Origin of the sequence: Fulvimarina fulva (genome assembly GCF_039652615.1) — a bacterium.
Lineage (GTDB): Bacteria > Pseudomonadota > Alphaproteobacteria > Rhizobiales > Rhizobiaceae > Fulvimarina.
Genome location: NZ_JBDJAC010000009.1, coordinates 95,966 through 116,903, shown reverse-complemented (window position 1 = coordinate 116,903; position 20,938 = coordinate 95,966). Strand labels below are relative to the sequence as shown.

General features: G+C 61.1%; 18 protein-coding genes and 1 riboswitch. Of the genes, 15 read left to right on the top strand and 3 right to left on the bottom strand.

Going from position 1 to position 20,938, the window contains the following annotated elements; all coding sequences use genetic code 11:
- Positions 1 to 157 precede the first annotated feature (157 nt).
- The 4 genes from ABDX79_RS13750 to ABDX79_RS13735 all read left to right on the top strand — a co-directional run bounded on the left by ABDX79_RS13750 (position 158) and on the right by ABDX79_RS13735 (position 4,632).
- Entirely contained in the window at positions 158 to 1,432 is a 1,275-nt protein-coding gene (locus tag ABDX79_RS13750; protein WP_346220872.1) for a D-amino acid dehydrogenase, read from the top strand.
- A gap of 100 nt (positions 1,433 to 1,532) precedes the next feature.
- Positions 1,533 to 2,342: an N-acetylmuramidase domain-containing protein gene (locus tag ABDX79_RS13745; protein WP_346220871.1), complete on the top strand. Its 810-nt coding sequence runs from the start codon at positions 1,533 to 1,535 to the stop codon at positions 2,340 to 2,342.
- A gap of 81 nt (positions 2,343 to 2,423) precedes the next feature.
- Positions 2,424 to 3,194 carry a trehalose-phosphatase gene (gene otsB / locus ABDX79_RS13740; protein WP_346220870.1) on the top strand — a complete coding sequence of 257 codons (771 nt, stop codon included), beginning with the start codon at positions 2,424 to 2,426 and terminating at the stop codon, positions 3,192 to 3,194.
- The gene (locus ABDX79_RS13735) at positions 3,187 to 4,632 is read left to right on the top strand and encodes an alpha,alpha-trehalose-phosphate synthase (UDP-forming) (protein ID WP_346220869.1); all 1,446 of its coding nucleotides are present in this window, start codon (positions 3,187 to 3,189) and stop codon (positions 4,630 to 4,632) included. Before otsB ends, ABDX79_RS13735 begins: the two co-directional genes overlap by 8 nt.
- A 21-nt stretch (positions 4,633 to 4,653) precedes the next feature.
- Here ABDX79_RS13735 and ABDX79_RS13730 read toward each other — a convergent pair whose 3' ends face one another.
- The gene (locus tag ABDX79_RS13730; protein ID WP_346220868.1) at positions 4,654 to 5,268 is read right to left on the bottom strand and encodes an exopolysaccharide biosynthesis protein; all 615 of its coding nucleotides are present in this window, start codon (positions 5,266 to 5,268) and stop codon (positions 4,654 to 4,656) included.
- Between the two features lie 290 nt (positions 5,269 to 5,558).
- Here ABDX79_RS13730 and rplM point away from each other — a divergent pair, with 290 nt between their 5' ends.
- The 10 genes from rplM to ABDX79_RS13680 all read left to right on the top strand — a co-directional run bounded on the left by rplM (position 5,559) and on the right by ABDX79_RS13680 (position 17,452).
- Positions 5,559 to 6,023, top strand: coding sequence for a 50S ribosomal protein L13 (gene rplM, locus ABDX79_RS13725; RefSeq protein WP_346220867.1), 465 nt, complete (start codon positions 5,559 to 5,561; stop codon positions 6,021 to 6,023).
- A gap of 5 nt (positions 6,024 to 6,028) precedes the next feature.
- A complete protein-coding gene (gene rpsI / locus ABDX79_RS13720; protein WP_346220866.1) occupies positions 6,029 to 6,505 on the top strand; it encodes a 30S ribosomal protein S9 in 477 nt (158 codons plus the stop codon).
- Between the two features lie 388 nt (positions 6,506 to 6,893).
- Positions 6,894 to 7,556, top strand: a complete 663-nt coding sequence (locus ABDX79_RS13715) for a class I SAM-dependent methyltransferase (RefSeq protein ID WP_346220865.1) — start codon at positions 6,894 to 6,896, stop codon at positions 7,554 to 7,556.
- A 247-nt stretch (positions 7,557 to 7,803) separates the two neighbouring features.
- Positions 7,804 to 8,766: an agmatinase gene (gene speB / locus ABDX79_RS13710; RefSeq protein ID WP_346220864.1), complete on the top strand. Its 963-nt coding sequence runs from the start codon at positions 7,804 to 7,806 to the stop codon at positions 8,764 to 8,766.
- A gap of 231 nt (positions 8,767 to 8,997) precedes the next feature.
- Positions 8,998 to 10,146, top strand: a complete 1,149-nt coding sequence (locus ABDX79_RS13705; protein WP_346220863.1) for a DegT/DnrJ/EryC1/StrS family aminotransferase — start codon at positions 8,998 to 9,000, stop codon at positions 10,144 to 10,146.
- 24 nt (positions 10,147 to 10,170) lie between these two features.
- The gene (gene tmpT / locus ABDX79_RS13700; RefSeq protein WP_346220862.1) at positions 10,171 to 10,812 is read left to right on the top strand and encodes a thiopurine S-methyltransferase; all 642 of its coding nucleotides are present in this window, start codon (positions 10,171 to 10,173) and stop codon (positions 10,810 to 10,812) included.
- Positions 10,813 to 10,902: 90 nt separating this feature from the next.
- A complete protein-coding gene (gene uvrB, locus ABDX79_RS13695) occupies positions 10,903 to 14,136 on the top strand; it encodes an excinuclease ABC subunit UvrB (protein WP_346220861.1) in 3,234 nt (1,077 codons plus the stop codon).
- A 126-nt stretch (positions 14,137 to 14,262) separates the two neighbouring features.
- Positions 14,263 to 15,177 (top strand): DNA-methyltransferase, encoded by a 915-nt coding sequence (locus ABDX79_RS13690; RefSeq protein ID WP_346220860.1) that lies wholly within the window; start codon positions 14,263 to 14,265, stop codon positions 15,175 to 15,177.
- Entirely contained in the window at positions 15,174 to 16,484 is a 1,311-nt protein-coding gene (locus ABDX79_RS13685; RefSeq protein WP_346220859.1) for an ATP-binding protein, read from the top strand. The genes ABDX79_RS13690 and ABDX79_RS13685 overlap by 4 nt, the downstream gene beginning before the upstream one ends.
- Complete coding sequence (locus ABDX79_RS13680) at positions 16,484 to 17,452, top strand: O-methyltransferase (protein WP_346220858.1); 969 nt, start codon at positions 16,484 to 16,486, stop codon at positions 17,450 to 17,452. Before ABDX79_RS13685 ends, ABDX79_RS13680 begins: the two co-directional genes overlap by 1 nt.
- Positions 17,453 to 18,401: 949 nt before the next feature.
- On the opposite strand, the gene ABDX79_RS13675 is transcribed toward ABDX79_RS13680, so the two are convergent.
- A complete protein-coding gene (locus ABDX79_RS13675) occupies positions 18,402 to 18,827 on the bottom strand; it encodes a PaaI family thioesterase (protein ID WP_346220857.1) in 426 nt (141 codons plus the stop codon).
- Between the two features lie 216 nt (positions 18,828 to 19,043).
- Between ABDX79_RS13675 and ABDX79_RS13670 the strand changes: the two genes are divergently transcribed.
- Positions 19,044 to 19,868 carry an enoyl-CoA hydratase gene (locus ABDX79_RS13670; protein ID WP_463671174.1) on the top strand — a complete coding sequence of 275 codons (825 nt, stop codon included), beginning with the start codon at positions 19,044 to 19,046 and terminating at the stop codon, positions 19,866 to 19,868.
- A 70-nt stretch (positions 19,869 to 19,938) separates the two neighbouring features.
- On the opposite strand, the gene ABDX79_RS13665 is transcribed toward ABDX79_RS13670, so the two are convergent.
- Positions 19,939 to 20,622: an energy-coupling factor ABC transporter permease gene (locus ABDX79_RS13665; protein ID WP_346220856.1), complete on the bottom strand. Its 684-nt coding sequence runs from the start codon at positions 20,620 to 20,622 to the stop codon at positions 19,939 to 19,941.
- A gap of 53 nt (positions 20,623 to 20,675) precedes the next feature.
- Positions 20,676 to 20,889: riboswitch (cobalamin riboswitch) on the bottom strand.
- Positions 20,890 to 20,938: the final 49 nt, after the last annotated feature.

Sequence of the window (20,938 nt, the reverse complement as noted above, 5' to 3'; positions counted from 1 at the left end):
TCTGGCACCCGCTTTTGAAACGCTTTCATGAATGTTCGCCTCCGCCATCCCTCGCGAGCCATCCGTCTTCGCGGTGATGTGAAGCCCGACGATTGCCTTTCCGCCCTCCAGCGCCCAGACTTGACCGTCTGTTCGAGCTTAAAAGCGGAGTGACGCCATGACCTCCATCGCCGTTCTTGGAGCCGGGATCACCGGCATCACCACGGCCTACAAGCTGCTGGAGCGAGGGTTCGACGTCACCGTCTTCGAGCAGCGTCCGGGCGCTGCGATGGAAACTTCTTTCGCCAATGCCGGGCAATTGTCCGCCTCGAATGCCGAGGTCTGGAACCGGCCTTCGACCTTTTTGAAAGGTCTGAAATGGATGTTCACCAAGGATGCGCCGCTGCTCGTCCATCCGGCCCCGACCCCGCACAAGCTCTCCTGGCTCGTGGAGTTCGTGCTCGCCTCGCGCTCCTACGAGGAGAATACCGTCCGCACGACTGAGATGGCGATCGCGGCCCGGCATCACCTTCTCGACATGGCAGATCGCGAGGGCATCGATTTCGACATCGAAAAGCGCGGCATCATGCATGTGTTCGAGGATACGGGCGAACTGGAGCATGCGACCGAGGTCAACAGGCTTCTTGAACGGGGCGGGCTGAACCGCCGCTACATCTCGCCCGAGGATATCCGGCGCATCGAACCGGCCGTCACCGGGAATTTCATCGGCGGATATTACACGGAAAGCGATTTTACCGGCGACATTCACTCCTTCACGCGCGGCCTTGCCGAAGCCTGCCAGCGCAATGGGGCGACGATCCGCTATGCGACGAAGGTAACCGGCGCGAACGCGGACGAAAGCCGCGTCGAGCTGACGGCCCGCGATCTCGGCGACGATGGGCCGGAACGCTCGGAAACCTTCGATGCGGTGGTCGTGTGCGCCGGCGTTCGAAGCCGGGCGATCGCGAAGATGCTGGGCGACCGCGTCAACGTCTATCCGGTGAAAGGCTATTCGATCACGATCGAATTGAAGGACGAGGAGAGCCGGAAGGCCGCGCCCCATGTCTCGATCCTCGACGATCACGCCAAGATCGTCGGTACACGTCTCGGCGAGCGCCTGCGGATCGCCGGCACTGCCGAATTCACCGGCGAGGACCGGACCGTGCGACAGGAACGGATCGAGCCGCTTCTGGCCTGGTGCCGCACGCGTTTTCCGGGCGTTGCGATTGGCGATTACGAATCCTGGGCAGGCCTTCGACCGATGATGCCGAACATGATGCCGAAGGTCGGGCCGGGCCGCACGAAGACGGTCTTTTATAATACCGGCCATGGCCATCTCGGCTGGACCCTCGGGCCCGTGACCGCCGAGATGATTTCGAACGAGATCGCCGAAGCCTTTGGTCGGACCTCGGTTGCCAGCGAGGTGCCGGCCCAGCCGAGGGCTGCCGAATAGGCCTGATATCCCCATGCCCCGGCCGGTCCTTGTCCCCGCCCTTTGAGACCGCCCGCATCCTCGATCCCCGGAACTGAAGCCGAGGACAAGGATGGTGACGATGGGAATCGAGAAACGGGTGATCGAGGCGGCGCGGCAGACCGCCGATGAAACGGGCGTCGGCCCCGATGTGTTGCTGGCGGTTGCGCTGGTCGAAACCCGCGCCGTGCCTTTTGCCGAGATTAAAGGGCGGCCAGAACCGCTGATCCGCTTCGAAGGCCATTACTTCGACCGGCGGCTTTCGGATGCGGCGCGGACGCTCGCACGCGGTGAGGGCCTATCCAGTCCGCGCGCCGGTCGGATCATGAATCCGGTCGGACAGGCCGCACGCTGGGAGCTCTTCGAGCGGGCCTCTAGGATCGATGGGGAGGCGGCCTGCGCCTCGGTGTCCTGGGGGCTCTGCCAGGTGATGGGATCGCATGGCGAAGCGCTCGGCTATCAGTCCGCTGAAGCACTCGCGGCGGCGGCGCGGCGCTCCATCGCCGGACAGTTCGAGGTCGCGGCGCGGTTCCTCAGGATCGGCGCCCTGTGCGATCGCCTGTCCAATGGCGATTATGCCGGTTTCGCGCGGCGCTATAACGGCCCCGGCTATCGCCGCAACGGTTACGACACGAAGATCGCGGCGGCCTACAGGCGCGCCTGCGCGGCATTGGAGGCCCTGGACCACAAGACCGGGCCGCTCGCCATTGGCGCGAGGGGAAGGGCGGTGCTCCAGTTGCAGGAAGCCTTGCGGTCCGCAGGATCTGCCATCCGTGTCGACGGTCTCTTCGGTTCGCGCACCGCTGCGGCCCTTGCTGCCTGGCAGGTGGCGGCAGGCCTTGCCCCCACCGGCGTCGTCGACGAACGCACCGGGAAGATGCTTCGCCTTTAGCCGATTGAACCGTTCACAGAGGCGTTCGTTCGCTTGAAAACGCTTGGCGCCAGTCTCCTTGGCGCTAGGTTCCCGGTCATCATGACAGATCACACCGCACCGCCCCCGATTGATCCCGAAACCCACGCGATCTTTCTCGACTTCGACGGCACGCTCGCCGAACTCGTCGACGATCCCGATGCCGTCGCGCTTCCTGAGGGCACGCTCGAGCCGCTGATGGCGCTCCAGCAAGCCTCGGACGGGGCGCTCGCGATCGTCAGCGGTCGCAAGGTCTCGGACCTCGACCGCTTCCTCAGCCCGATGACCTTTGCGGCGGCCGGCGTCCACGGTCTGGAGCGGCGGATCGAGCCGGGCGGCGAGACGAGCCGCCTGATGACCGAGGACGAACTCGATCCCGTGCGCCGCGCGTTGGCCTCGCTGGTCGAGGAAAATCCGCGTCTTCATCTCGAGGACAAGGGGCTCGCCCTCGTCCTTCACTACCGGACCGCACCGGACCTGAAAGAGGCCGCCCGAGCGGCCATGAAGCGCGCGGTGGAAAACCGCGACGATCTTCTCGTCATGGACGGCGACAACATCGTCGAGGTGCATCCCGCCGGCATGGACAAGGGCCGCGCGCTCGCCGCGATGATGGAGACCGCGCCCTTCAGGGGGCGCATACCGGTCTATGCCGGTGACGACACGACCGACGAATACGCGCTGGAAGAGGTGAAGCGGCGAGGCGGACTCTCGGTCAAGGTCGGCAGCCGGGAAAGCGCTGCCGATTATCGACTGGCCGATGTCGCGGCAGTTCATCGCTGGATCGCCGCTGCGACCGGCAATACGGACAAGAACGAGGTGAATTCCCATGGCTGACAGCAATCCGCGTCTCGTTGCGGTTTCGAACCGCGTCGGTCCGCTCAGCGACGAAGGGCAGGCCGGCGGTCTCGTGGTAGGTCTCTCCGACGCCCTGAAACGGCGCGGCGGCCTCTGGTTCGGCTGGAGCGGCGAGACCTCGGACCAGGGCACCCAGGGAGAGGCCAGGACCGAGGTTCAGGACAACGTGGAAATGACCACGATCGACATGACCCCGGACGAACTGCAGGGCTTTTACTACCACTACGCCAACCGCTCCCTGTGGCCCTTGCTGCATTACCGGCTGGATCTCGCCGAATTCGACCGGGCCTCGGACAAGGTCTACCGGCAGGTGAACCACCGGTTCGCCGTTCGCCTGATCCCCCATCTGAAGGAAAATGATCTCGTCTGGATCCACGACTACCACTTCTTCTACATGGGATCGGAGCTGCGCCAGGCGGGCTACAAGGGCCGGCTCGGCTATTTCCTGCATATTCCCTTCTGCGCGCCGGAGGTCTTTTCCGCCCTGCCGGCGAGCCACGATATCGCCCGCGCGCTCCTTGCCTATGATGTGATCGGCTTCCAGACCAATACCGACCGGAGCAATTTCGTGCGCTTCTGCGTCGGCGAGCTCGGCGGCGAACAATTGGACGGGGACCGCGTCAGGGTCGGCGATCGCACGGTCATCGCCAAGGCCTTCCCGATCGGCATCGATGCCGAGGGCTATGCCCGATTCGCGGTCTCCCCGGAGGCGAGCGAGCACGAGGAAATGCTGGTCTCCATGACACGTGACCGGCGCAACAGCGAAGGCGAGGATGCCGAGCGCAAGCTCATCGTGGGCGTCGACCGGATGGACTATTCCAAGGGCCTGCTCGAACGCTTCTATGGTTTCGAGCGCCTGCTGGAAGATTATCCGGCGAACCGGGGAAGCGCCATCTTCCTTCAGGTCGCGCCGCTCTCGCGCTCCGAACTCGACGCCTATGCCGAACTTCGCGACGAACTGGAACGCACGGCGGGCCATCTCAACGGCCGGTTCGCGACCCTCGACTGGACGCCGCTGCAGATGATGACGCGCGGCTTCACCCGAAAGGCGCTGGCCGGTATCTACCGCGCCGCCCGCGTCTGCCTCGTCACGCCGCTGCGCGACGGCATGAACCTCGTCGCCAAGGAATTCGTCGCAGCCCAGGACCCGGAAGATCCCGGCGTCCTGATCCTTTCGCGCTTCGCGGGTGCGCACGACGAACTCAAAAGCGGCTGTATCGTCGTCAACCCCTACAACACCGACGATGTCGCCGCCGCCATGCAGCGAGCCCTCACCATGTCGCTTGAAGAACGCAAGCGCCGCTGGGAAGCGATGCGCGAGGCGGTCTTTACGGTCACGGCCCAAAGCTGGTGTCAGAGCTTCATCGAGACGCTGGAAGCGAGCCACGAGCAGGGCGGCGAGGCCGAAGCCTCCTGATCCTTCTGGCCGTCGCAGCCTTCAGAACGGCACCCAGGACGGCGTGTCCGACGGGAAAAAGATGTAGGCCGCATAGGCCGCGCCGGCTGCGGATGCGAAAGCGACCAGCATGACGAGGCCGTCGCGAACCGCGAGCGCGATGCCGAAGAGGAGGATCGCGAGAAACGGCACCGCGGCAGCGAAAGGCACGAATTCGAGCGGCGGGACAAGGAGCGCAAGCAGCACGCAGCATAGCGCCGCGATGCGCTCGAAGACCATGCTCGTCAAGGCCTCCAAACGGTCCTTGAACAGCCGGTCCAGCCGCTTGCCCCATGGGCGCATCCGATCGACCGCGCTGCCGAGTTTTTTCGAGGAGACGGCCCGGTCGGACAGGAAGCCCGGCATCCAGAAACTGCGTGCGCCAAAGACCATCTGGACGGCGATGATGACGATGACGATCGCCAGAATCGTCGGCACGGTCGGAATGCCGCCGACGGGCGAGGCGCCGACAAGCGCCGGCACCGCCAGCAGCGGCCCGTAACCGCGTCGGCCGAACGCATTCGTCACGTCGTCGACGGAAACGGCCTTGTCGCTTTCTGCGAGTTCTTTCAGCTTGTCGAGAATACCGACGACGTCGTCGATCTGTTCATCCGCCACGCAGTCACCACGCTTTCGTTCCGGCGTCCCGCTTCAGAGCTAGGCTTCGCGTCTGGAAAAGCGAACTTGCCAGATCGTCTGGCATTGCGGTATTATAATACCAATCTGGGCAGAGGCTCTGAAAACCCGGCTTTTCCGGCGTGTCGGTTTTTCCATTTGTTGCTTGACATGGCGCGCATCTGCCCGTAGATCGCCCTCATGAAGCGCGGGTCCTTGGTGGCCCGCCCTTTTTTATGTGGCGCGCGACATCGCCGGCGCCGACCGAAATTACCAACACCGGGACCAACCCCATGAAGACTTTCATTCAGAAGGTCGAGACGATCGAGAAGAAGTGGGTTCTGATCGACGCCGAAGGACTGATCGTCGGCCGTCTCGCCTCGCTCGTCGCGCTCCGCCTGCGCGGCAAGCACAAGGCCACCTTCACCCCGCACGTGGACGATGGTGACAATGTCATCATCATCAATGCCGACAAGGCCGTGTTCACGGGCAAGAAGTTCTGGAACAAGACCTATTTCTGGCACACCGGTTATCCGGGTGGCATCAAGCAGCGCAAGGCGCGCGACATCCTGGAAGGCCGCTTTCCTGAGCGCGTTCTCGAAAAGGCCGTCGAGCGCATGCTCCCGCGCGGTCCGCTCGGTCGCCAGCAGCTCAAGAACCTGCGCGTCTATGCCGGCAGCGAACATCCGCACGCCGCGCAGCAGCCGGAGATGCTCGACATCCGCGCCATGAATTCCAAGAACGCGAAGGCCGCATAATTTCCATGTCCCAGCTTTCCTCCCTCGAAGATCTCGGCCAGGCCGATACGGGCGTTCAGCCCGAGGCTCCGGTCCATGTTCAAAAGCTCGATCAGTACGGCCGCGCCTATGCCACCGGCAAGCGTAAGGATGCCGTCGCTCGCGTCTGGGTGAAGCCCGGCTCCGGCAAGATCATCATCAACGACAAGGACTTCGCGGAGTATTTCGCCCGTCCGGTCCTGCAGATGGTGCTCCGTCAGCCGATCGTCGCCGCTGATCGCGACGGCCAGTTCGACATCATCGCGACGGTCGCCGGCGGTGGTCTGTCCGGTCAGGCCGGTGCGGTTCGCCACGGCATCTCTCGCGCTCTCACCTTCTACGAGCCGGGCCTGCGTCCCGTCCTCAAGAAGGGCGGCTTCTTGACCCGCGACAGCCGCGTCGTCGAGCGTAAGAAGTACGGCCGCGCAAAGGCCCGTCGTTCGTTCCAGTTCTCCAAGCGCTGATCGAACGGGCTTCGGTTTCGGAGCACCTGTCTCGAATGCCTTCAAGCCGCCGGGCTCGCCCGGCGGTTTTTTTTGTGTCCAGGCTCCGGCCCATTGCTCCAGCTCAGCTTGGCCAGCGCCAGCGCAGAGCACCGCTTCCAAGCAGCAGAAGATCGAGTGAGGCACCGAAACGCCCATTCCAAAAATATAAAAATTGAACTATACTGTATTAAGATTGAATATGACATCTTCGTGCTTGAGTAAGAGAGAGTAAAAGAATTTTGTGTCTTGAATTCTTCAGCCGAAGCGCTTCATTGATAGGTAAGTTGCCGATTTTACACACGGATTTTGAGGCCCTCTTATGCAAACGCTCTCGCTGACATCGTCGCGCTGGTCCAAGCCGGATCCGATGAGCAATCCCAAAAGCCTCGAACGTGGCTTTCGCACCCGTCGCTTTGCTGAGGTGCGCACACTGATCGACGCATCGATTGCTGAGAACGGGCGTGCCGACATCCTCGATGTCGGTGGAACCGAACAATATTGGGTGATCGGCGAGGACTATCTTCGCGAGCTCGGAGACCGGGTTTCGATTACGCTGGTTAACAATGAAGAAGCTCCGGCGGTAAGGGGGGCGCAGTTCACCAGCCTTTTCGGCAATGCCTGTGACCCGAAGCTGTTCGAAGGGCGGACCTTCGATATCGTTCACTCCAATTCCGTGATCGAGCATGTGGGCGACTATGGGCGCATGAAGGCATTTGCGGACAATGTCCGGCGGCTCGGCAAGAGCTACTATGTCCAGACGCCGAACTTCTGGTTCCCGCTCGAGCCGCATTTCCGCGTACCGGGATTCCAATGGCTTCCGCTCGCTGTCCGCGCGGCCCTGATGAGGCGTTTCAATCTTGGCTTCTATCCGCGTGCCCGAACCGCGGAGGAAGCCTATCAGAATGTCGCCGATATTCGCCTCTTGACGAAGCGGATGATGGCGGACCTGTTCGGGGATGCCGAGATCAAGATGGAGAAGGTCGCAGGCTTCAACAAATCCATCATGGCGATCGGAAAGAGGCAGGGGTAAACCGCTCGATACCGTGTCCGGCTGATGAGATCGGACACGGTGTTGAAGCGCTTGAGGTGCGTATACAGTTTCGAAATCCGCTTTCGCGGCGCGGATCGAGCGGGTTTCACCCCATGGGTGCAAGGCTCTGGCTGGTTTGCGTGCCGGCTGAGCCCGGCGGCATATAAGCACCGTCGGGGGAATCGAAGCCGGCGATCCGCGCGCCATATAGGCGGTCCGACGCGAACCAGCTGGATCTTGATCGCCAATGGCCGATTCCTCACCCGACCACGCCTTCACTGCCACCGGAACGCTCGGCGCCGCCAGCGATCCCACCTATGCGGGCGCTCTGTCCTTCATGCGGCGACGCTTCACAAAGGATGTTGCCGGCACGGACGTCACGGTCTGGGGCATTCCCTATGACGGTGCGGTTTCGAACCGGCCGGGCGCGCGGTTGGGTCCTCAGGCCATCCGCCGCGCTTCTGCGATCTTCGACAACGATCCGCAATATCCCTTCCATCGAGACCTGTTCGAGACCTTGTCCGTCGCCGATTACGGCGATTGCGCGCTCGATTATCGCCGGCCCGAGACGGCACACGACCGGATTCGCGACGAAGCGGCAAACCTTCTCGAACAGACCCAGTTCCTGCTTTCGCTTGGCGGCGACCATTCGGTCACCTTTCCGCTGCTTCAGGCCTGCCGCGAATGGCACGAGCCGATCTCGCTGGTGCAGTTCGACGCCCATCAGGACACCTGGCCGGTCGCAAGCGATGACGACGGGTCTCCGCGCGTCGATCACGGCTCCTTCGTGAAGGCCGCTGTCGACGCCGGACTGGTCGATCCCGAGACCTCCATCCAGATCGGCATCCGCACCCATGCGCCGGAGACCTGCGGCATCGACATCCTTTATGGCTACGATGTCGAGGAAATGAGCGCGAAGGCCATCGCCGAGCGCATCTACGAACGGACGAAGGGATCCAACGCCTATCTCACCTTCGATATCGACTGCCTCGATCCGGCCTTCGCGCCGGGCACGGGAACGCCGGTCGCGGGCGGGCCGTCATCCGCCAAGATGCTCGCCGTCCTCCACCATCTGAAAAATCTCGAATGGATCGGCGCGGATGTCGTGGAGGTCGCTCCGGCCTATGACCATGCCGATGTGACGGCTATCGCCGGCGCCACCGTGGCGATGTATGTCCTCGGGATTCTCGCCGAAAAGAAAACAGCCTGAACGGCACGGCAAGTCTCGCACAAGCTTCGAAAAAGGCGAGGGGCGGTCATCCGGAAACGGCTCGATACAGCCATAATCGGGCGCGACAAGCTCTTTTGCGATGTCGCGCATGCGCTTCGCTCATGCCGAACGCCGGCTTGATAAACGACCGTTATCTTTTTTGACTGGCACGACGCGCCGATCTGCGTCACGTGCTGCACTGCAGTCGATCCCAACGAGACAAGCCATTCCATGAACCGGACACCTCCGCCCCAGGCCATTCCCTTCATCGACCTCGCGACCCAGCGCGACCGCATTCGCGGCAAGGTCGACCGCCGTATGGCGACGGTGCTCGATCACGGCGCCTTCATCATGGGACCGGAGATAGCTGAGCTCGAGGCGGCGCTTGATTCCTTCGGGCGGGCCAAGCATACCCTGTCCTGCTCTTCCGGCACGGACGCGCTCGCCCTGCCGCTGATGGCCTGGGGTCTTCGCACGGGCGATGCCGTGTTCTGTCCGAGCTTCACCTTCGCCGCGACCGCTGAGGTCGTTGCCTGGCTCGGCGCGTCCCCGGTGTTCGTCGATGTCGAGCGCGACACGATGAACATGGATGCCGCCAAGCTCGATCTTGCCATCGAGGCGGTAAAGCGCGAGGGCAAGCTCACCCCGCGCGTCGTCATCGCCGTCGATCTGTTCGGACAGGCCGCCGATTATGCAGCCATCCGTGCGGTCTGCGATGCGCACGGCCTGAAGCTGATCTCCGACGCCGCGCAAGGCTATGGCGCCACCACCGACGGCAAGCTCTCGATCGAATGGGCCGATGTCGTCGCGACCAGCTTCTTTCCGGCAAAGCCCCTCGGCTGCTACGGCGATGGCGGGGCCATCCAGACCAATGACGACGAACTGGCCGCGATCATGCGCTCCATGCGCGTCCATGGTCAGGGCAAGGACAAGTACGACTGCGTTCGCATCGGCATGAACGGACGCATGGATACCCTCCAGGCCGCGATCCTTCTCGAAAAGCTCGCGATCTTCCCGGAGGAGATCGAGGCCCGCACGGCGATCGCCGCGCGCTACCATGCGAAGCTGGACGGCCACGTCATTCCGCAGAAGCTCGCCGACGGCGCGATCTCGACCTGGGCGCAGTACACCATACGCCTGCCCGAGCCGGAGAAACGCGAGGCCATTCAGACGGGCTTACGCGAGGCGGGCGTGCCGACGGCCGTCTATTACCCGATCCCGCTCCATCGCCAGACCGCCTATGAGCATTTCCCGGTGGCCGGCGGCGTGCTGGAGGAAACCGACGGGCTGTCCCGTGAGGTGATCAGCCTGCCGATGCATCCCTATCTCTCCGAAGAGGTGCAGGACCATATCGTCGGGGCGCTGGTCGACGCGCTCTGAACAGGCGCGCGAGGGAGGCCGGACATGGAAGCGGATTTTTGGCACGAGCGCTGGGACAAGGGCGAAACCGCGTTTCATGAGGGCCGGCCCAACCGGCTCCTCACCAAGCATGTCGAAGCGCTCCGCCTCGGCGAGGGCGCGCGCGTCTTCCTGCCGCTCTGCGGCAAGACGATCGACATCCACTGGCTGCTCGACCGGGGCTTCCACCTTGTCGGGATCGACTTGAGCGCGGTCGCCATCGGCCAGCTCTTCGCCGATCTCGGGATCGAGCCGACCATCGGGCAGGACGGTGAGCTGACCCGCTACAGCGCACCGAAAATCGAAATCTTCGTCGGCGACGTCTTCGCCCTGACGGCGGAGCAGCTTGGGCCCGTCGACGCGATCTATGACCGCGCCGCCCTCGTGGCCTTGCCTGCCGAGATGCGCAGCCGCTACGCCGCCCATCTCGCGGACATCACCGGCGCGACACGACAACTGCTCCTGTCCTTCGACTACGACCAGCGCCTGTTCGATGGTCCGCCCTTTTCCGTGGATGCGGCGGAGATCGAGCGCTGCTACGGCGCGCGCTACCAGACGGAGCTTCTCGAACAGGGCCGCATTCCCGGCGGCCTGAAGCGCCACGCCGAGGTCGACGAGGCGGCCTGGCTGCTCACCGCCCGCGATTGACGCGCGCCATGCGGCGGTGCGCTTGCGCCGCATGGCGTAGACCGGTTTCCCGCCTTCCATAGCGGCCGTTCGGTCTCTATATGTTCCGCCATGGCCTCCCGATCCCGCACCTCCCCGTCGCGCAAGCCCGCGTCCCGCTCCTCCGAACCTGAGGGGTTCGACGAGGAGGCGGCGTTCGATCCCACGCGCCCGGCGCGCCGTGGTTCGCCCGATGGTTTCGGCGAAGCGCCGCAGGCTGAATTCGACGCCTCGGAAGCCTTTTCCGGCCCGATCGGCTCCTGGGCGGAGGAAATCGCGAAGACCGCCGAAACGCGCGCAGAGCGTACGGCCGACGATCCGGAGGCCTCGCCTAAGGATGCCGACGCCAAGCCGAAGACGTCCGCGCGCGATGCCAAGCCGAAGAAATCCAAGCCCGCCGATAGCGCGAACCAGAAGCAGAAGCCGATGAGATCGGCGCGCGGCACCTCCATGGGGGGCACGACCGACCCCAAAAAGCGCGCTGCCGCCGGCCTCAATCCCGTCGCCGGCATGGATGTCTCGCTTGAAGACGCCAAGAGCCTGCCGGAAGGCGCCGTCACCGCGACTGTCGAGGCGCTCACCAAGCTGATCTCCGAGGGCAACCCGCTGATCAAGAACGGCGAGGTCTGGCTGCCCCATCGCCCGGCGCGGCCCGACAAGTCCGAAGGCGGCGTGAAATTCCGCATCGCCTCGGACTACACGCCCATGGGCGACCAGCCGACGGCGATCGAGGATCTCGTCTCCGGCATCGCCGACGAGGACAAGACGCAGGTGCTTCTCGGCGTCACCGGCTCGGGCAAGACCTTCACCGTCGCCAATGTCATCGAGCGCACCCAGCGCCCGGCGCTGATCCTTGCGCCCAACAAGACGCTCGCCGCCCAGCTCTATGGCGAGTTCAAGTCCTTCTTCCCGGACAATGCGGTCGAATACTTCGTTTCCTATTACGACTACTACCAGCCGGAGGCCTACGTCCCGCGCTCGGACACCTATATCGAGAAGGAATCCTCGATCAACGAGCAGATCGACCGGATGCGCCACGCCGCCACCCGTGCGCTTCTGGAGCGGGACGACTGCATCATCGTCGCCTCGGTCTCCTGCATCTACGGTATCGGCTCGGTCGAAACCTACACCGCCATGACCTTCCAGATGTCGGTCGGCGACCGGCTGGACCAGCGCCAGCTCCTCGCCGATCTCGTCTCCCAGCAATACAAGCGCCGCGATATGGATTTTCAGCGCGGCTCGTTTCGCGTGCGCGGCGATACCATCGAGATCTTCCCGGCCCACCTTGAGGATGCCGCCTGGCGCATCTCCATGTTCGGCGACGAAATCGAGAGCATTCAGGAATTCGATCCGCTGACGGGCAGGAAGACCGACGATCTGAAGTCGGTGAAGATCTACGCCAACTCCCACTATGTCACGCCGCGCCCGACGCTCAATCAGGCGATCAAGCACATCAAGGAAGAGCTGAAGCACCGCCTCGCCGAGCTCGAAAAGGCCGGCCGCCTCTTGGAAGCCCAGCGGCTGGAACAGCGCACCCGCTTCGACATCGAGATGATCGAGGCCACCGGCTCATGCCCCGGCATCGAGAACTATTCGCGCTATCTCACGGGCCGCCAGCCCGGCCATCCGCCGCCGACCCTCTTCGAATATCTGCCCGACAACGCCCTCGTCTTCATCGACGAGTCTCACGTCACCGTGCCCCAGATCGGCGCCATGTATCGCGGCGACTTCCGCCGCAAGGCGACGCTCGCCGAATACGGCTTCCGCCTGCCGTCCTGCATGGACAACCGCCCGCTTCGCTTCGAGGAGTGGGACGCCATGCGCCCGCAGACCGTCGCGGTCTCGGCCACCCCCTCCACCTGGGAGATGGAGCAGGCCGGCGGCGTCTTCGCCGAGCAGGTCATCCGCCCCACCGGCCTCACCGATCCCCCGGTCGAGATCCGCCCGGCCCGCACCCAGGTGGACGATCTTCTCGGCGAGATCCGCGAAACCGTCGAGAAGGGCTACCGCGTCCTCTGCACGGTCCTCACCAAGCGCATGGCGGAGGATCTGACGGAATATCTCCACGAGCAGGGCATCCGCGTGCGCTACATGCATTCGGACATCGACACGCTGGAGCGCATCGAGATCATCCGCGATCTCCGCCTCGGCGCGTTCGATTGCCTCGTCGGCATCAACCTGTTGCGCGAGGGGCTGGACATTCCCGAATGCGGCCTCGTCGCCATTCTCGATGCCGACAAGGAGGGGTTTCTGCGCTCGGAAACCTCCCTCATTCAGACCATCGGCCGCGCGGCGCGTAACGTCGACGGCAAGGTGATCCTCTACGCCGACAACAAGACCGGCTCCATGGAGCGCGCCATTGCGGAAACCGACCGGCGGCGGGAAAAGCAGCTCGCCTACAACACCGAGCACGGCATCACGCCGGCTAGCGTGAAGGCCAAGATCGCCGATATTCTCGACAGCTATTACGAGAAGGATCACGTCCGGGTGGATACCGGCGGGGTTTCTGAGGATTCCGGCGCCTTCGTCGGCAACAATCTGCGCGCCCATATCGAGCATCTGGAAAAGGAGATGCGTGGCGCTGCCGCCGATCTCGACTTCGAAAAGGCCGCGAAACTCCGCGACGAGATCAAGAAGCTGCAGGCGAAGGAGCTGGAATACGGCCCCGACGCCGGATCGCCATCACCTTCCAAGGGTGGCGGAAAAGGCCGGAAGAGCGGTGGCAAGAACGCCGTCGAGGAAGCCGACCCCCTGTCCGCCGCCATCGAAATGGAAGAGGAGGCGATGTCGCCGGCCTCCGGCAAGTCGAAATACGGCAGACAAGCCAAGCGCGACCGCTCACCCGCCGGCGGCGAACGCTTCGGCCCGCGCGGCGAACCGCTGAAACCCCGTGGCTCGGGTGAGGTCGAAGCCCCGGCCTCCCTGTTCCGCAAGCCGTCTCTCGACGACATGGGCCCCGGCACGGACACCGCGACCCCGGCCTCCAACCGCCGCAATCCGGTCTTCGGGCCCGGCGGCGAACCCATTGCCTCGCGGATCAAGGGCGAGGAATCGTCCTCGGAGGAGCCGACGAGCGGCCGCTCCCTGTTCCGCAAGAACTCTCTCGACGAGATGACCGTCGGCCGCACGGAAAAGCCGGTGGACAAGGCCAAGCCGAAGAAGCCGGAAGCCCCCAAGCGCCCCACCCCCGAAAACGCCGCCGCCCCCATCCGCCGCGAACGCATCGGCCGCGGGAGCTACGAGGACGAGGGCGACGAGAAGCGGCGGAAGCGCAGGCCGACGAAGACGGGGCGTCCGGGGCGGTAAATTTATCTAGTGGCGTAAACTCGAACCATTGAGGAACGAGATTGTAGGTGCTTTACCCCTAAAACGACTCTAGATAGAGACAGCTTGAGATTGTACTGTCGGCGTAAGCGAATCATGGCATGAAATATGATAACTAAAAACGCCGATAAGGCCCTTCTTGCCTCGAGAGAAGGAGCGCCATTCGTCTTATTCAATGGCAGTTGCCTCGATTTGATTGAGGCGATGGATGACCATTATCTCGATCTAACCCTTACCTCGCCACCCTATTTTATGGGCAAATCCTATGATACATCCTATAAGGTAGATGATTTTGTAAAAGATCACTCGCGAATTGCGCCTGAAATCGCTCGGGTGACAAAGATTGATGGAAGTATTGCCTGGCAGGTCGGGCATCATGTAAAGGGCGGCGTCTGCGTTCCGCTTGACTTTCTAGCTTACAGTGCTTTCAATCAAGTACCAGGAATAAAATTAAGAAATCGAATAATATGGAGTTTTGGCCATGGGGTGCACTCGGCCCGCCGTTTTAGTGGGCGTCATGAAAGTGTTTTGTGGTTTACTCAAAGCGAAAGATATTTCTTCGACTTAGATGCTGTTCGGGTGCCGCAAAAATACCGCGGTAAGAAGTACTATAAAGGCCCCAATAAGGGTCAGTGGAGCAGTAATCCTTTGGGGAAGAATCCGGGAGATGTTTGGGAAATTCCAAACGTGAAGGCAAATCATGTGGAGAAAACAGACCACCCATGCCAGTTTCCCATCGCCTTGGCTCAAAGATTAATTCGTGCCCTTTCGCCAGCTGCTGGAGTAATCTTCGATCCGTTTAGCGGGTCGGGAAGTGCGGGCCTCGCGGCGGTGATTGAGGGGCGAAGATTTATCGGAGCAGAACTCAGTGGCGCTTTTTGCCAAACTGCGGAACGTCGCTTTCGGCAGTGGGAGGAAGGCAAATTAGGTTTCCGGCCGCTCGAAAAGCCAATCTACGAGCCCAATCCTCGTTCGACGGTCGCCAGGGATCCATTTATCGTTGAAGAGGAGATAAAGCTATGAAAGCTAAGGCGCATGCTGAAAAGCGACTCTTCATCTCGCTTTTGACGCGGGACATTAGTCTAGCGGATGCGTTTCTTGATCTGATTGATAATTCAATAAACGCTGCACTCAAAGCCAAAGCGGTTGATGACAAAAAGGCTTCGGCGTACATTGCTGTTCTGGAGAGCAATATTGTACCGCAATTCTCGGTCAACATCAAAATTCTTCCCAATGCAATAGAGATAAATGACGACTGCGGCGGCATCGCTCTGGATCACGCTCAAAACGAAGTATTTATTTTTGGCGCTCGTGATGAAGACTCCCATCACGAAGACTCGTTAAGTGTTTATGGTATTGGACTAAAGCGTGCGTTATTTAAATTAGGCCGACATGTAGAGATCATTTCCGAGCATCCGTCGGGAGGCTTCTCAATGAACCTAGACGTGATGAAATGGGAAAAAGATACTGAGCAGCCTTGGACATTTCCTATCGCCCCTAGATTGCCTTCAGAGAAAGGGACGACTAAAATCACCATCTCTGGTATCTATACGGCAGTGGCCTCTAGGTTGGAAGATACCGCGTTCATCGAAGAACTAAAACGGCGCGTTTCCGTTGCCTATTCTTTTTTCACCGCGAAGATTGTAAATGTATATATAAACAAAGAGAAGGTTCCATCAAGGCAGGCTACAATTAGTACAAATAAGGCGACTGACTCCTTTACGGTTGATAACGTGTCGGTCACTATTATGGCTGGGCTAGGAACTCCGTTGGATAAGCGATACGTTGCAGACCGCGCCGGTTGGAATGTTTACTGCAACGGTCGGGCTGTCATTTCTTACGATAAAAATGCATTAACCGGGTGGGGTATAGATGGTTACCTTCCATCTTTTCAGCCTAAACATCGGCCTTTTGTCGGGCTTGTATTTTTCGCATCAGACCAACCAGAGGCTCTTCCATGGACAACAACAAAATTGGGCGTGAATACCGATAATCTTATATGGCAGCGCACTCTTAAACGTATGGCCGACGTCGGAAGGCAGGTTACACGGTTCCTTGATAGTCGATATCAAGAGGATGGCACAACGATAACAACAGATGAGCTATCTGATGCGATCGGCGAGTCTTCTGCTGTGCGCCTTTCTCCATCTGGTGCGGCTACGACTTTCAAAGCTCCAGTCAGAAAATCCAGTCCCACTACGTCGATACAATACAGAGTAGACAAAAAAGAGTTGGTAGCCGTGAAGGAGGCTATCGGAAACAGATCTATGTCCAATAGCGACGTCGGAAGATATACCTACGACTATTTCCGCGAAAACGAGATTGATTGATGGCTAAGTCGACCGCTTCGTTCATCGCTTATGATGTTCGGCCGGAGAAGCAAATCGAGAGGCGAGCCATAGTTGAATATCTCGGCTTGGCTCGTCAGTCCGGTTTTACAATCTCTGACTACCGTTATGTGGGTTTTGGCGGAACTAAATTTATTGATTTCCAAATGATGGAGAGATACATAGGTTTCTCTGACTATGTAAGTGTAGAACGGGACCATGATATATTCAATCGGTGCAAGTTCAACAAGCCATTTCATGGAATTAGGATGCACGAGGGGGAGTTTTCGGATTTTTTATTGGTGGATGAGACGACAAGAAACACAGTATTTTGGGTTGATCTTGAGTCCACAATATCTCCGTCAGTCGCGGAATTGACAAATTCGCTCGCTGAGAATGCTAAGGCGGGTGATGTGGTCTTCTTTACAATTTGTGCTGAGCCACCAGCAGGAACGGGCAGGAAAAGCGATCGACAGCGAAAAGATGTGATTCGGTCAAAATTTCCTGCAATGAAGAGCCTTATTGCCAGCTTGCCAGCGAACAATTTCAATGACAAGAACTTTCCGACGGTCAGTGGGATTCTTCTGTCTAAGATGCTGAGGAACAGTTTTGCAACACGAAGGCAGGATGGAATATTCAATATTCATCTTAAGATTATTTATGCGGATAGCGCCAATATGTGTACGATAGGCGGTGTATTCGGTAAAAGAAAATCCGGCAGCGCAGCCAAGTTGGGGCGTGCAGTGCGCGCGAAAATGTCCCCGATATACAAAGGGAAGGAGAGGGAGTTTTATAGAATTCCGCAGTTTAATTTTACAGAGCTGGAGAGAATTTTATTGCACAAGAGTGATATGACTAAGCAGGACGGCTATTCAAGAAGGTTGCAACAGTTGGGTATCGAGCGCGGCACTCTCGAAGAATATGAACGCATCGCGAGATTTGTTCCGAAATATATCGAAACAGCGTTTTAGATACCAATCTGGATAAGGCGATGCGGGTGAGACATTCGAAGGGTTTTGTTTCCGCGACTATTACGTGCACTCGCGGTTTTGTGGTTCTTCAACGGTAACAATCTTATCCCCATCCCACACCACACCCCCATACTTCCATCACCATTCGCCCAAAGGGCACGGGTGATCGCCGGGATCGCTTTCGGGCGGATGGTGCGGGTCTGCGGCATGGTCTCTTCCGGAGGGACTCATGTCCCGGACGGCTCGCGGCTCCGTTGGCTCCTCGTGTAATACGGCACGGGTGTGGATTGGCCCACTTGAACCTGCCCTCGGGCGGGTGAAACGCCAACAGCCGCTCGAATCTTGGGGTCTGGCCTTGGCCGGGCCGCTCCATCCCCCCTTCACCGGCCCGAAAGGCGCGGCGCGAGGCTGGCATGGATCGGTTCGGGCAGGGCAGGGGCCGAAGGTTCGGGCGAAGCGAGTTCGACAAACCCCGCGCGGTGCGCTGGAGGCGAGCCGTAATAAACAAAAATTCGGAGGGCTTGCCTCCGGCGCATCGCCGCCCTGATCGAGGCGCGGCGGAAAACCGGCGTCTCCGACGCCGACGAGAGGAAGACCGATCAACCCGGCCGCGATGCGGTGCGCGCCGGCAGGCATGGGCGAGAGAATTCGGGGCAGGATGCATAAAAAAGCCGCCCCGGCTTATGCCGGAACGGCTCGGGTTCCCCTCAGAACTGGTCTGGTCAGCCGCCGATCATCATCAGCGCGACCGGAAGGCCCACCAGCATGAATGCCGCGGCGATACCGAGGCTCGGCGAGTGTCTTGTTGCCTTCATCGCGAATTCCCCTCTTCGCTGTTTCAGATGCCAACAGGGTCAGGGCACAGGCTAAATGAAGCGTTAACGTGACCGCTCAAACAGTCGTGTTCCACCTGTGACATAAATGACGAAACCAATGGCGGCCCAATGCATTAGCGCGGCGGAATGGAATAGGTGGCCGTCGCATGGGCGACGAGATCGCCGTCGCTTTCGTTGACGATCGAGACCTCCGTCACCGCCAGCCGGCTGCCGAGCTTCAGCACCTGTCCCTTGCCGAGGATCGCGCCGGGCTGGGGCTTCTTCAGGAAATTGATGTTGAGATTGGTCGTCACCGTCAGCGCCTTTGGCCCGACTTCGGTGAGGATCGACAGCCAGCCGGCAACGTCCGCAATGGCAAACAGCGTCGGGCCGGACACCGTGCCGCCAGGCCTCAAGTGCCGCTTTTCCGTCTCGAGCTTCAGTGTCGCCCGGCGTGGGCTCACCTCGGCGACGCTGAGGCCCGGCATGGCTTCGGAGAGTTCGGGAAAGTGCTCGGTGAGAAACGCGTTCATCGCGTCCACGCTATCGATCGCCTGCATGTGTCGGCCCTCCCGCCTTGCTTCCCGCTGCCCCGTCGCCCTATCCTGAGCCGCGAAAGCAGTCCTGAATCTGCTTGTCTTTCAACCTCGCTGATGACGGGTTGGCTATACGAGGCGGGTCGCTCTGCCAATGGCAGGCCCGAAATCGAACCGAACCATTCCGGCGACTTTTGTCGCCGCCACCGCCCTCAAGCTCACGATCTGAAGAGACCCATCTTGGCCGATATCGTCGAATTGTCGCCCGAAGCAAAAAGCGATGCCCTGATCACGGTGGAGGAGGGGCCGGGCATTACCCGGATCGTCCTCGACAACCCGCCGGCGAACGTGTTGTCCATCGCGATGATGGAGACCCTGAAGGCCGAGTTCGAGCGCTGCGGGAAAAATGCCGATTGCCGCGTCGTCATCCTCGCGGCCAGGGGCGAGACCTTTTGCGCCGGCCACGACCTGAAGGAGCTCACCGCCCACCGCACCGACGAGGACGGCGGCCGCGCTTTCTATGAAAAGACCATGCGGCTCTGCTCGGACCTGATGCAGACTATCGTCCGCCTGCCGCAGCCGGTCATCGCCGAGGTCGGCGGGTTCGCCACCGCCGCCGGCTGCCAGCTGGTCGCGTCCTGCGATCTGGCCATCGCGTCCGAGGAAGCCCAGTTCCAGACGCCGGGCGTCCATATCGGCCTGTTCTGCTCGACGCCCATGGTGGCCCTCTCGCGCAACGTCGCTCCCAAGCATGCGATGGAAATGCTCCTCACCGGCGAGCGGATCGATGCGCGCTCCGCCCGCGAGTTCGGCCTCATCAACCGGGTCGTGCCGCCGGAATATCTCGGCACGATCATCGGCAAATACGCGACCACCATCGCATCCAAGTCGCCGCTCACGGTGAAAACCGGCAAGGAAGCCTTCTACCGCCAGCTGGAGATGCCCCTGTCGGAGGCCTACGACTATGCGGCCCGCACCATGGTCGACAACATGATGGCCAAGGACGCCGAGGAGGGCATCGGCGCGTTCCTGGAAAAGCGCAAACCGGAATGGACCGGGAAGTAGCGAGAGCCGAACATGAAAAAGGCGGCGCCAAACGGCACCGCCTTTCGGTTCTCAGAGATCGAAAGCCGTATCAGGCGGCCGCGTGGTGCAGGCGGGCGTTGAGGAACGGCGAGGTCTTGGAACGGTCGAGCGCCTTTGCGCCGGCGAGCACTGCGAGATCGGCGATCGGCTCGATAATCACGACCAGCATGTAGGCCGCGCCGAAGGATGCGACCGAGGCAAGGTTTTCGGCGCCGAAGCCTTGACCATAGAATGCCCAGAAGCCGACCCAGGCGACAATTCCGCCCTGGAAGGCCGTCGAGAGCTTGAAGGCCTGCATGTAACTCAGGTCCACATAGGCCGTCTGAGGCGCGATGATGCGGCGCGCCAGATGGCTGATGGCAAAGAGCGGCACGATGAGCGTCGTCAGGTTCATGCCGTATTGGGGCAGGTCGAAGGGGGCGAAGAACAGGCCCTGGAAGAGAAGCCCAAGCGCGAGACCGATGGAGGCCGCGCCGCCGCCGAAGAGCAGGAAGAGCGTCGAGCCGAGGATGAAGTGAACTTCGGAAACGCCCACCGGATAGTGGGGGAGGATCTGAAAGAAGGCGAAGACGAGGCCGGTCGCTGCCATGGACCGGGTTGCGAGCGCGGTCAGGCCGCCGTCGTGCCGGATCGTGTCTAGCGCCATCTTGCCCATGAGGCCGAGGGAGGCGACGCCCGTCGCATAGCTGAGTGCAATCTTGGCGCCGTCGACGACGCCGGGTTCGATATGCATGATAAAGTCCTTTCCGCGCCCGCCGCGCGAAGGTTGTTACGACATGCGCCATGCTCGGCGCGTTGACGATGGCAGGTCTCCTGGCTTGCGGGTCGTCGCTTTGCCCACCTTCCCGGCTTTGAAAAAGCCAGTGGTGTCTCGGGCATTGCTCGGCGCATACAGTTGCGGGGGCAGCCACGGTCTTGGCCCCTGATGGGTAAGCCGCACCGTGTTCCCTTTTCATCCGCTTCGCGTTCGCTCGGCGGAACCATCGATGTCGAGGAATAGGCCAGTTCAGGCCGGGTGCCAAGAGCGGCGCGAAAACGTCTGCACGGGC